Here is a 12,206-nt window from a genome sequence, read left to right as displayed (position 1 = left end):
CGTTTCTCGAGGAGGTGAAGGGTCTGACCGGACGGGTCCGGTGGCCCGGCCTGTCAGGTCGTCGGACGAGCCCGCTTGACCGCGCATATGGTCTGAGCATGCGCGCGCTTGGCCGACCTGACGCGGGGCCGGGTTGGACCGCTCCACCCGTGCGTTGGTCGCTCCGCGTGCCGCGTTCCCGGCGACGCACGCGAACGCGACGCAAACGTGGTGCTCCGGCCGACCTTGGCGTATGCCCCCCGGGAAGCGCGAAGCGGGAGCGGCGTTGGAACAGGCATTGCTCTCATGGATCGGCGCCCTCACGTCGATCCGGACCGAGGTTTTCTGGGTCCTCGGGGCCACCCTCTCGGGCCTCGTCAGCATCCACGTCCTTCTGCGCAAGCGGGAGGTCGGGGCGGCCATCGGCTGGATCGGCCTGGTCTGGCTGGCGCCCCTGTTTGGCAGCGCGCTCTACGCCCTGTTCGGGGTCAATCGGGTCACTCGACGGGCGCAGAAGCTCCGCATCAAGCCCTCTCAGGCCAGCCCACGGCGCGCGGATGGCGCGCCGCCGCCGCCCGTCCTGCCGGAGCGATTCCAGCCCCTCGACCAGGCGGTCCGACGCATCACCAGCCTTCCCCTGGAGGCGGGCAACCGGATCGTGCCGCTGCGCAACGGCGATGCGGTCTATCCGGCGATGCTGACCGCCATTCGTGAGGCCCAGCACTCCATCGCCCTGTCGAGCTACATCTTCCGCAAGGATGAGATCGGCCGAGCCTTCCTCGACGCGTTGGAGGATGCCCATCACCGGGGCGTCGCCGTCCGGGTTCTCGTGGACGGCATCGGCAGCGGCTACTTCTTCGCTTCGGTCTATGGCGGCCTGCGCCGCCGGGGCGTGCCGGTCGGCCGCTTCATGCATTCGGTCCTACCCTGGCGGATGCCGTTCCTGAACCTGCGCACCCACAAGAAGCTGCTCATCCTCGACGGGACACTCGCTTTCACGGGCGGCATCAACATCGCCGACGAGAACCGGGTGGCGACCCATCCGCCGGACCCGGTGCGCGACGTTCATTTCCGCATCGAGGGGCCGGTCGTGATCCAGTTGACGGCGGCCTTCGCCAGCGACTGGGCCTTCGTGATGGACCAGGAGCTGGAAGGCCCCGCCTGGTTTCCGCCCCTCGCCCCGCGCGGCGAGACGCAGGCCCGCGTCGTCTCTTCCGGTCCGGACGCGGACCTGCGCAAGATCGAACTCGTGGTGCTCGAGGCGATCACCTGCGCCCGGACCAGCATCCGCCTGATGACGCCCTACTTCCTGCCGAGCGAGGTGCTGGTGAGCGCCCTGTCGCTGGCAGCCCTGCGCGGCCTCACCGTGGACGTCATCATCCCGATGGACAGCGACCACGCGGTGGTCGACTGGGCGACCCGGGCCCACGTGGATCCGCTCCTCCGCAGCGACGTCCGGATCTGGCTCGACGACCCGCCCTTCGACCACGCCAAGCTTCTCGTGATCGACGATGCCTGGTGCTTCATCGGCAGCGCCAACTGGGACACCCGCAGCTTCCGCCTGAACTTCGAGCTGAACGTCGAGGTCTATGATCCCGGGCTCGCCCGGCACCTCGATGCGTTCATGAAGGAGAAGATGAGCGTCCGGCTGACGCGCGAACACCTGTCCCGGCGCGGTCTCCCCGTCCGGCTGCGCGACGCAGGCGTCCGATTACTCCTGCCATACCTTTGATGCGCTCCGGCGCCGCCGTGTCCTTCAGGACGGTCTCGTGGGTGGGAGCCAGGTGCACGATGATCGGCCGGTGATCCGAGGCGCCGCGCGGCAGCACGCTGCGCCCGTGGCAGGTCAATCCGCGCACGAGGCAGCGGTCGAGCCGCAGGGGCACCACCCGCGCCATGGCGTGGGTCGGCAGGCGCGGGCCGACGTCGCGGAACCCGGGCAGGAGCGTCGGCCCCACCAGGTTGTAGTCCCCGATGACGGCAGCCCGGTCCGGCAGGCTCTGCTCGATGCAGCGCAGTTGCCGCCGGTTGAGCATCTGGCCGTGCGAGAGATGGACATTGGCGACGCCGAATTCGCCGAGATCGATCACCTGGCTCACCCGGTCGAACATCGCGCCGGCGGGAAGCTCGATGGCCTTCGGGGGCGTGGCGAAGGGCGTCGGACTCCAGACCGCGAGGCCGTGGATGCGTCCGGGCATCTGTGCCCAGGCGTAGTGGCCGCCGACCTTGGCCTGCAGGGCCTCGATGTCCTTGGTCGCCTCCTGCATCAGCACGAGATCGGGCTGCTCGCGCTCGATCAGCGCCGCGATGCCGGCGACATTCGCCCCGACCCGTCGCAGGAGGTTCCAGCTGACGATCTTGCGAAGTCCGGGCCGGTCTTGGCCCGGGCGCCCATGGGAGTTCTGGAGGGCACGGGCAGTCAGGCGCGCGAGGCGGCGATCGTTCAGCATCGTCACATAGGTGGGTCAGGCACGCCCGGCGGAAAGACCGGGCCGGGACGCGGGCATGGGCTTTCGCGCCTCACGACTCCATGAGCACGGCGACATGCGCCGCCGTGGATTCGGCGAGGCCCTTCAGGTCGTAGCCGCCCTCGAGCAGGGAGACGATGCGCCCGTCGCAGGCCTGCCCCGCGATCTCCATCACCTGGCGCGTGGCCCAGGCGAAGTCCTCCGCCTCCAGCATCAGGTTGGCCAGGGGATCGCGCCAATGGGCATCGAAGCCTGCCGAGATGATGATCAGGTCGGGCCGGAAATCCTTCAGGCGCGGCAGGATGCGCGCGGTAAAGGCATCGCGAAAGCGCTCTCCATCGGCGCCGGGCTTCAGGGGCGCGTTGACGATCGTGTCGTGATCGCCGGATTCCGAGACCGCGCCGGTGCCGGGATAGAGCGGCATCTGGTGGGTCGAGCAGAACAGCACCGAGGGATCGGCCCAGAAGATGTCCTGGCTGCCGTTGCCGTGGTGCACGTCCCAGTCGACGATGGCGACGCGGTCGACGCCGTGCACCATCCGGGCATGGCGGGCGGCCACCGCCGCGTTGTTGAACAGGCAGAAGCCCATGGCGCGGGTCCGCTCGGCATGGTGCCCCGGCGGCCGCATGGCCGAGAAGGCGTTCCGGGCCTGCCCCGTCATCACGGCGTCGACCCCCTGGACCGCGGCCCCGACGCCGCGCAGCACGCAGTCGATGGTGCCGGGCGACAGCACCGTGTCGGAATCCACGTGGACCAAGCCCTCGGTGGGTGCCGCCGCCACCATCGCCCGCACCCACTCCTCCGGATGCGCCAGCGCCACGGTCTCCAGGCTCGCGGGCTCCGGGGCCCGGCGGTCGAGGGTCGCGAAGGCCTCCGTTCCCAGCGCTTCCTTGACGGCCTGCATCCGCTCCGGCCGTTCCGGATGTCCGTGCGGCGTCCGGTGCCCGAGGGCGGCGTCGTGGCTGAAGAGGATGGTCATGCGGCGCTCCCGAGCCTGCGTCTCAGCGTGGTATACCAGATGAGCCGCGGGAGGCCAGCACCGTGACGCAGGAGGGGCGCGCGGGGGCCGCGTCTCAGAAGGTCGGCGGCGTGCAGGCGCTGACGACTTCGCAGGCGACGGGGCCGACGCAGCGGAAGCGATGCGGGCGGCGGCTCTCGAAGGAATAGGCGTCGCCCGGACCGAGGATGCGGCGCTCGGCATCCACCGTCACCTCCAGGCGGCCCGACAGGACGATGCCGCCCTCCTCGCCCTCGTGGACCAGGAGCACCCGGCCGGTATCGGCACCGGGCTCGTAGCGCTCCTTCAACAGCTGCAGGCCGCGGCCGAACAGGTTGTCGCCCACCTGCCGGTAGGAGATCGGTCCCTTGCCGATCTCGGTGAGTTCATCGGCCCGGTAGAACGCCTTGCGCGGACGCTCCGGCTCCACGGCGAAGAACTCGGACAGGCCGATGGGAATGCCGTCGAGGATGCGCTTGAGGGCGCCGACCGAAGGGTTCACGCCGTTCGATTCGATGAGCGAGATCGTCGAGTTCGGGACGCCGGTGCGCTTGGCGAGCGCGCGCTGCGACAGGCCGTGCAGGGTGCGGATGGTGCGCAGGCGCGCACCGAGATCGACGCTCATCATACCCCTCGGAGTCGCCCCTCGGGCGGACCGCCCTGTTAGGGATGTTCAGGATTCACCGACATTGCCCCCGGAGGTCCCATCTTTTCAAGGAGATCGCGCGGAGAAGAAAAGGACTTGTTCGTTCCACGCAATCAGCGCCTCCTCCGGGTCCATAGACGTCCCCACGGGAGGATCGCCATGGATCACCACCACGCCGCCAATGCCCCCGGGCTCGACGCCTACTGGATGCCGTTCACGGCCAACCGGCAGTTCAAGGCGGCGCCCCGCCTGCTCGCCTCGGCCAAGGGCATGCACTACACGGCCACGGACGGGCGCAGCGTCCTCGACGGCACCGCCGGCCTGTGGTGCGTGAATGCCGGGCATGGGCGCCAGGGCATCGCCTCGGCGGTCGAGCGCCAGCTCACCACCCTCGACTTCGCGCCCTCGTTCCAGATGGGCCATCCGGCGGCGTTCGACTTCGCCGAGCGCCTCGCGGCCATCGCGCCGGGCGGCCCGGAGGCCGGCCTCGACCGGGTGTTCTTCACCGGCTCCGGCTCCGAATCCGTGGACACCGCCCTGAAGATCGCGCTCGCCTATCAGCGCGCCATCGGCCAGGGCACGCGCACCAAGCTGATCGGGCGCGAGCGCGGCTATCACGGCGTCGGCTTCGGCGGCATCTCGGTGGGCGGTCTCGTCAACAACCGCCGCGTCTTCCCGCTGCTGCCGGGCGTCGACCATCTGCGCCACACGCATGACCCCGAGCGCAACGCCTTCTCGAAGGGCCTGCCCGCGCACGGGGCCGAGCTCGCCGACGACCTCGAGCGCCTCGTCGCCCTTCACGGGGCCGAGACCATCGCGGCCTGCATCGTCGAGCCGGTGGCCGGCTCCACCGGCGTCCTGCTGCCCCCGACGGGCTACCTCGAGCGCCTGCGCGCGATCTGCGACCGGCACGGCATCCTGCTGATCTTCGACGAGGTCATCACCGGGTTCGGCCGCCTCGGCACCCCCTTCGCCACCGATTATTTCGGCGTGGTCCCCGATCTCGTCACCACCGCCAAGGGCCTCACCAACGGCACCCTGCCGATGGGCGCGGTCTTCTGCGCGCGCCGCATTCACGACGCGCTCATGCACGGCCCCGAGGCGGTGATCGAGCTGTTCCACGGCTACACCTATTCGGGTCACCCGGTGGCCTGCGCGGCGGGCCTCGCCACCCTCGACATCTACGCCCAGGAGGGCCTGCTCACCCGCGGAGCGGAGCTTGCCGAGGACTGGGCCGGCGCCATGCACGACCTGCGCGGCGCGGCGCACGTCATCGACATCCGCACCATCGGCCTCGTCGCCGGCATCGAGCTGGCGCCGCGACCGGGCGCGCCCGGCGCACGGGCCTACGACGTCTTCGTCGACTGCTTCGAACGCGGCCTGCTCGTGCGCGTCACCGGCGACATCGTCGCCCTGTCGCCGCCGCTCATCGTCGAGCGCGACCAGATCGACACCATGGCGTCGATCCTCGGCGACGCCATCGCCCGCGCCGCCTGAACGCTTCTCGCCTCTCTGTCCGTCAGGATCCCCGATGCCCACCGCGATTCATCACTTCATCGGCGGCCGGCTCGCCGCCGGCACGGCGACGCGCTCCGCCCCCGTCTTCAACCCGGCCACCGGCGAGGAGACCGGCCGGGTCGCGCTGGCCAGCCCGGCGGACGTCGACACGGCGGTGGCCGCCGCCAAGGCGGTCGCCCGCGACTGGGCGTTGACGCCTCCCTTGCGCCGCGCCCGCATCCTCAACGCCTTCCTGCGCATCGCGGAGGACCGCACCGACGAGCTCGCCGCCCTCATCACCGCCGAGCACGGCAAGGTGCTGTCCGACGCCCGCGGCGAGATCCAGCGCGGGCTGGAGGTGGTGGAGTTCGCCACCGGCATCCCGCAGCTCCTCAAGGGCGAGGTCACCGAGAACGTCGGCACCCGCGTCGACAGCCATTCCCTGCGCCAGCCCCTCGGCGTGGTGGCGGGCATCACGCCGTTCAACTTCCCCGTCATGGTGCCGATGTGGATGTTCCCGGTGGCGCTGGCCTGCGGCAACTGCTTCGTGCTGAAGCCCTCCGAGCGCGACCCCTCGCCCGCCCTGCTGGTGGCGGCCTGGCTCAAGGAGGCGGGTCTGCCCGACGGCGTCTTCAGCGTGGTCCACGGCGACAAGGAGGCGGTCGACGCCCTGCTGCATCACCCCGACATCGCGGCGGTAAGCTTCGTCGGCTCGACCCCGATCGCCCGATACATCTATGCCACCGCCACCGCCCAGGGTAAGCGCGCCCAGTGCCTGGGCGGCGCCAAAAACCACATGATCGTCATGCCGGACGCCGACCTGGACCAGGCGGTGGATGCGCTGATGGGCGCGGCCTACGGCTCCGCCGGCGAGCGCTGCATGGCGATCTCGGTGGCCGTCCCCGTGGGCGAGAAGACCGCCGACGCCCTGGTGGCCCGGCTGATCCCGAAGGTGCGGGCCCTCAAGGTCGGGCCTGGCACCGATCCTGAGTCGGAGATGGGCCCCCTCGTGACGCAGGTTCATCGCGACAAGGTCAGCGGCTACATCGATGCCGGGGTGGCCGAGGGCGCCGAGCTCCTCGTGGACGGGCGCGGCCTGAGCCTGCAGGGCTACGAGGGCGGCTACTTCCTCGGCGGCACCCTGTTCGACCGGGTCACACCGGAGATGTCGATCTACCGGGAGGAGATCTTCGGCCCCGTCCTGGCGATCACCCGGGCTCCGGACTACGCCACGGCCGCACGCCTGATCAACGCGCACGAGTTCGGCAACGGCACGGCGATCTTCACCCGGGACGGGGATGCCGCGCGCGAGTTCGCGCACGGGATCGAGGTCGGCATGGTGGGCATCAACGTGCCGATCCCGGTGCCGATGGCGTTCCACTCCTTCGGCGGCTGGAAGGCGTCGCTGTTCGGCGACCACCACATGCACGGCCCCGAGGGCGTGCGCTTCTACACCCGCCTCAAGACCATCACCACGCGCTGGCCCACCGGCATCCGCGCCGGCGCCGACTTCGTCATGCCCACCATGGAGTAGTGGGCCGGGAGCCGTCGCCCCGCCCCGAGAACGCGTCCGGAGTCCTCGTCTCCGCTGCAGGCAGTCCGGGTGGCCGGCGCGGCGCGAACCCCGTCCGTCAGGGTGCAGGCCTGGCGGAGAGGCCGCGCGGGTGCCGGTGCGCTCCGGCAGTGGGATCCGGACCGGCCAGCTCCGAACCGGGCTAAGCGGGACGGTCGGCCAAGCGCAAAGCCGCCGGATACGGACACACGGGCGCGGTGCCGGCCTCAGCTTCGCGGTCGATGCCGGATGGGATCGGCCGCGACGCCGCCCGTGCGATCCCTGACATCCTGCATAAGCACCTCGCGCCGTCAGGGCGCCACCGACCAGCCAGGGTATTCGGTCCGCGATCTGCCGGCAAAGCCCCCACCGCAGCGGCGCGTCAGGCGTCTCAGCGACGAGGCGGAGCATTCCGTTTCGACGCGCAACGCGCACGCGTTCAGGCCTGCCTCCAACCCTGCAGATCGCCCGCTACCGGGACGCGGCATGGCCCGCGTGGCGGTTGTGCGCGGACCCGCCTCTCCGTACGCGAAGAGGCATTCGCGAAACAGATCGCGGTGCCTCATCCGCCTGCTCACGCCCTGCCACACCTCACGCCGAGACTGCCGGGAGAAGGCGTGACGAGAGGGGAGCAGGACGCTCTCCGAAGGCCCCGCGCTTGAGTATTGCGGCGCAATAAACTATTGATCGCGCTTGCTGGAACGAATTGGAAGGTGAGCCTGATGAAGGTGGCCGTCGCGGGTCTTGGATATGTCGGTATTTCAAATGCCATTCTCCTAGCTCAGCACAATGATGTTGTCGCCTTCGATGTCGTTCCATCCAAGGTTGAAATGTTGAATCAAAAGACCTCTCCCATCGTGGACACCGAGGTCGAGGACTATCTGGCGAATCGCAGCCTAGGCTTGAAAGCAACTGGCGATCGAACAGAAGCCTATAATAATGCCGATTACGTGATCATTGCGACGCCGACCAACTACAATCCAGAAACCAACTACTTCGACACCCAGCACGTCGATTCAGCAATCAGCGATGTACTGGCCGTCAACCAGAACGCCGCAATCGTGATCAAGTCCACGGTTCCGGTCGGCTTCACGGCCTCGGCCCGCGAACGTTTCAACACGAGCAACATCATGTTTTCTCCGGAGTTTCTTCGGGAAGGCAGGGCGCTCTATGACAACCTCTATCCGTCACGCATCATTATTGGCGAGCATTCTAGGCGCGCGGAGAAATTCGCCGAATTGCTGGGCGAAGGTGCGATCAAGAAGGACGCCGACGTTCTCTTCACGAATTCGAGTGAAGCCGAGGCAATCAAACTCTTCTCGAATACTTATCTTGCCATGCGCGTGGCATTCTTCAACGAACTCGATACGTACGCCGCCCAGCACGGCCTGAATTCGCGCGAGATCATTGGTGGGGTCAGCCTGGATCCAAGGATCGGCGGCCACTACAACAATCCGTCGTTCGGCTACGGCGGCTACTGCCTCCCGAAAGACACCAAGCAACTGCTGGCCAATTATACCAACGTCCCGCAAAACCTGATGCGCGCGATTGTCGACGCGAACTCGACCCGCAAGGATTTCATCGCAAGCGATATTCTGGCGCGCAAGCCGAAGACTGTTGGGATCCATCGCCTTACGATGAAACATGGATCGGATAATTTCCGAGACTCGTCCGTCCAGGGCGTCATGAAACGTATCAAGGCGAAAGGTATCTCCGTCATCGTCTACGAGCCGGCCATGGCGGACGAGACGTTCTTCAACTCGCCTGTGGTCAATGACTTGGCCCAGTTCAAAGCAATGTCAGATATTATCGTTGCCAACCGTCTGTCGTCCGACCTCGTCGATGTCGAAGCCAAGGTCTACACGCGCGATCTCTTTGGCAACGATTGAGAGGAACGCAAATCGTGACGAAAGTTTTGGCGGTCGCCTCGATGGGCGGTCACTGGGAGCAATTGCAGATCGTGGCGGAGGCGTTCGACGATAAGGACGCCGTGTTTGTGACCACGACGCAGGATCTGCTCAAGCAGGCCAATCGCCAGGGATTCGTGGTCAAGGACTGCAATCGGAATCGTCCCGGCGATACGCTCACCTGCGTTTGGCAGTGCATCAAGATCATCCGGAACGTCCGGCCCAACGTCATCATCTCCACCGGAGCGGCGCCTGGGCTGATCTGTCTTGTCCTCGGCCGCTTGACCGGCGCCAAGACGATCTGGATCGACAGCTTCGCCAATGTCGAGAAGCTTTCCATGTCGGGAAAGATCGCAGGCTACATCGTGCACGAATGGCTGACGCAGTGGAAACACTTGGCCACGCCGAAGGGTCCCTTCTATCGCGGTGAGCTGCTGTGATTATCGTAACAGTCGGCACCCAGCTGCCGTTCGACCGTCTGATCAAGATGATGGACGACATCGCTCCGGACCTCGGAAAGCCGGTAATGGCTCAGACAGGGGTGGGAACTTACACGTGTCGGAATATTCAGGCGGCAGCCAACTACTCGCCAATCGAATTCGATGACTATGTGAAAAAGTGCGACGTCCTCGTCGCGCACGCCGGCATGGGCACGGTGTTGAAGGCGTATAAGTATCGCAAACCCATCATCATCGTTCCGCGGAAAGCGGCGCTCGGCGAGCATCGGAACGATCACCAGCTTGCGACCGTCTCCCAGCTCCGCTCGCGAATCGGCATCCACGCCGCTGAAACCGAGGAGGAACTTCGATCGCTGCTGTCCCGGGATCTTGAGCCCGCTCTGGTCACGAACGACATGCTGGAGCGTCGGGGCCAACTCGTCGGCTTCGTGCGGAACCTGGTCGCCTAGCGGCGGGCGCCCTCCGCGTTGATCCCGATGCGTGTGATGGCGGCGCGGACGGTGGGCCTCGGGTTTCCATGACGCTCCGGAGTGCCGAGGGGGTTCGTGACGGTGGGGGATCGGTCTTCGATGGCCCTCCCCGCGGTCGCGTCAAAGAAAACGTCGGCCGGTCGACCCTGTCGACAGAGGTGAGGCGCGGCAAGGATATGGCACCCGGATGCTCACTTGGGCGTTGAGCCACCGGGACATGGGTCGCATAAGTTGGGCTATGCCGGGTGTCCGGGAGCCTTCCGATCTCGCGAGGATGCCGCCATCACGAAACGCGCTCGTCTGTTCACCCGACGCCCGGCTCGATGAGGGCGAAGCGGACACGCGGGGGGCGAGCCGCGGGGACCAACCAAGGCGCGGCGAGCGACCACGGGATCGGCGGCAGCCACGGCACCCGGTCGCCGACTCAGCGATAGGGCCGACGGCAAGTCCAGCGATGGTGTCCTGATCTCACAGCAACGCAGAGCGAGGCGCCATGACCGACATCATCGAGCACACCGACGGCCAGCGCATCAGTGAGGATGGACACGCTGTACGGTTCATGTTGCCGGCCTGGCGACACGACCACCCGGTCACAGGCGGGGTGTGCACGGACAGGGTGCTCAACGGCCGGAGGGTTCGAACCTTCAGCATCCAGAAGGGCGATTTGTCAGCGGGTGAGGCGCGTCAGTATGCGGGACGGGTGAAGGACGCACCGGCCCGGGCAATGGCGGTGTTCGACGTCAGCAAGGCGGATGTTCGGCCTCCGGGCAAATTGATGCGGGCGAGCTTCACGATCACCGTTCACCCGGGCCTGCTGATGACGCACGATTGGTGCGGGATCTGCCAGTACAATTCACGGCCCAGCCCCGGTGAGCGCTGGCGCAATCCACCCTTCGCGATCGGCATGAAGCCCAGGGCTCGGAACTCCCGGGAAGAGGTGTTCTACGTCGATTTGACAACCTTCCCGACAGCAGGGTCGCAGGAGCAAGGCCGTCACATCGATCTGGGACCGAAGGCGCTGCTCCCCTTGAAACGGGATCGCCCCTACGCCTTCGTCATCGACTTCGTGGATGGGGCGGGTGGCGAGGGACTGCTGAAGGTGAAGGTCGATGACAGGCTGATCGTCGATTATGCCGGCCCGACCGGCTACGCCAACTTCGCCGGGTGCTTCTTCGCCTACGGTCTGTACCGCTCCCCCTGGTGCCCGGGCTGTGAGGGCTTGACCGCGAGCTTCGCGGACGTCGTCGAGGGCGCGGTGGGTTAGGGACGCTCGTCTCGGTCATTCAGCGCTTGGCTGTGCCAAGCGCCCCGTCAGCCGATGGCCATGCATCCGCGGCGCCGCTCCCTTCGCGACACCGCCTGCCATCGAAGGGCGGTGCCGGCGCATGTCGCACCACCTGCAGACCGAAGCGGGCCACGGCCGCAGCAGCTGCGATGCGGAGCCTCGCGCCAAGCTCCCGCCGCCCGATCAGACGATGGGCCACCCTGCGCACCGTGCTGGCCGCTTCACGGCTTGGGATCCTTGGTCAAGACGTACGAGCGACTGGACCCTGAAATCGTGACCGTCATTTGCTGACCCTCTATCAGGCCGATGTACTGGCGGGCTCCGATCTGAAAGACGATCATCCCGCCCGTCACGTTCTTGATGACCAGCGGACTCCATTCGAAGGGCTTGTCCGGATTGTCGTTCGCCTGAACGGCATCTTGATCGACCCGGATCTGAAGATCCTCTCCCACCCAGTGCCCTTCGAGGAATTTGCGCATGTTGAGTTGGGCGCTCGCCGGGACAAGACCAAGCAGAAGCCCTATCGCCACGTTCAGCAAGCATCGGGTGATTTTCAAAGCGCACCTCCGGTGCTCGCGTAGCATTCTTCGGATTGCACCGCCCCCTCCGACGAAGCACCGATACGACGCGCGTGGCGCAGCCATTTTCCACCTGGGACGTCGGCGCCGCAACGACGCATCGGCCATCGCGCACTGACTGACGGCTGAGCCTCGCGGGCCGCCAAGAGACTGCCATCGGCGCCCAGACCAGCGCGGATGTCTCGTGAGCCATTCGCGGCGGAGGATCCACCCGGATCACAGGAGCCGAGAGGCCATCCTGAGGCCTGTCGCAATCAGAATTTTGCCGGCTCCAGGCAGCGACCATCGCTGGCAGGGCCGCGTGGATCTGCATCGTCCTCAACGCGTCGGTCGATCACCCAGCGGAGGCCGCTCCCGTGCTCTGGGCAT

At 67.1% G+C, this 12,206-nt stretch carries 11 protein-coding genes; 8 read left to right on the top strand and 3 right to left on the bottom strand.

The window, feature by feature from the left end; translation table 11 throughout:
* The first annotated feature begins 265 nt into the window (after nt 1-265).
* Nucleotides 266-1,711: a phospholipase D-like domain-containing protein gene (locus AC0IY1_RS16460; protein WP_471770899.1), complete on the top strand. Its 1,446-nt coding sequence runs from the start codon at nt 266-268 to the stop codon at nt 1,709-1,711.
* Here AC0IY1_RS16460 and AC0IY1_RS16455 read toward each other — a convergent pair.
* The 3 genes from AC0IY1_RS16455 to AC0IY1_RS16445 all read right to left on the bottom strand — a co-directional run bounded on the left by AC0IY1_RS16455 (nt 1,602) and on the right by AC0IY1_RS16445 (nt 4,069).
* Nucleotides 1,602-2,429 carry an endonuclease/exonuclease/phosphatase family protein gene (locus AC0IY1_RS16455; RefSeq protein ID WP_082512754.1) on the bottom strand — a complete coding sequence of 276 codons (828 nt, stop codon included), beginning with the start codon at nt 2,427-2,429 and terminating at the stop codon, nt 1,602-1,604. The two genes, AC0IY1_RS16460 and AC0IY1_RS16455, sit on opposite strands and share 110 nt — an antisense overlap.
* Nucleotides 2,430-2,499: 70 nt before the next feature.
* Nucleotides 2,500-3,426 (bottom strand): histone deacetylase family protein, encoded by a 927-nt coding sequence (locus AC0IY1_RS16450; RefSeq protein WP_471770897.1) that lies wholly within the window; start codon nt 3,424-3,426, stop codon nt 2,500-2,502.
* A gap of 94 nt (nt 3,427-3,520) precedes the next feature.
* The gene (locus tag AC0IY1_RS16445; RefSeq protein WP_055948501.1) at nt 3,521-4,069 is read right to left on the bottom strand and encodes a cupin domain-containing protein; all 549 of its coding nucleotides are present in this window, start codon (nt 4,067-4,069) and stop codon (nt 3,521-3,523) included.
* A gap of 180 nt (nt 4,070-4,249) precedes the next feature.
* Between AC0IY1_RS16445 and aptA the strand changes: the two genes are divergently transcribed.
* The 7 genes from aptA (at nt 4,250) to AC0IY1_RS16410 (ending at nt 11,840) form a co-directional block, all read left to right on the top strand.
* Nucleotides 4,250-5,587: an omega-aminotransferase AptA gene (aptA, locus tag AC0IY1_RS16440; protein WP_055946159.1), complete on the top strand. Its 1,338-nt coding sequence runs from the start codon at nt 4,250-4,252 to the stop codon at nt 5,585-5,587.
* Between the two features lie 34 nt (nt 5,588-5,621).
* A complete protein-coding gene (locus tag AC0IY1_RS16435) occupies nt 5,622-7,121 on the top strand; it encodes a CoA-acylating methylmalonate-semialdehyde dehydrogenase (protein WP_471770894.1) in 1,500 nt (499 codons plus the stop codon).
* A 740-nt stretch (nt 7,122-7,861) separates the two neighbouring features.
* Nucleotides 7,862-9,028, top strand: coding sequence for a nucleotide sugar dehydrogenase (locus AC0IY1_RS16430; RefSeq protein ID WP_055946165.1), 1,167 nt, complete (start codon nt 7,862-7,864; stop codon nt 9,026-9,028).
* A gap of 14 nt (nt 9,029-9,042) precedes the next feature.
* Nucleotides 9,043-9,486 (top strand): glucuronosyltransferase, encoded by a 444-nt coding sequence (locus AC0IY1_RS16425; protein ID WP_244477144.1) that lies wholly within the window; start codon nt 9,043-9,045, stop codon nt 9,484-9,486.
* Nucleotides 9,483-9,953, top strand: coding sequence for a glycosyltransferase (locus AC0IY1_RS16420; RefSeq protein ID WP_471770892.1), 471 nt, complete (start codon nt 9,483-9,485; stop codon nt 9,951-9,953). Before AC0IY1_RS16425 ends, AC0IY1_RS16420 begins: the two co-directional genes overlap by 4 nt.
* 514 nt (nt 9,954-10,467) lie before the next feature.
* Nucleotides 10,468-11,238 (top strand): hypothetical protein, encoded by a 771-nt coding sequence (locus AC0IY1_RS16415; RefSeq protein WP_471770890.1) that lies wholly within the window; start codon nt 10,468-10,470, stop codon nt 11,236-11,238.
* A gap of 305 nt (nt 11,239-11,543) precedes the next feature.
* Complete coding sequence (locus AC0IY1_RS16410) at nt 11,544-11,840, top strand: hypothetical protein (RefSeq protein ID WP_471770888.1); 297 nt, start codon at nt 11,544-11,546, stop codon at nt 11,838-11,840.
* The last annotated feature ends 366 nt before the right edge of the window (nt 11,841-12,206 follow it).

The organism is Methylobacterium sp. AC690, assembly GCF_979256535.1.
The sequence above is the reverse complement of the archived record's forward strand: the minus strand, read 5'-3'. Positions and strand labels throughout refer to the sequence as shown.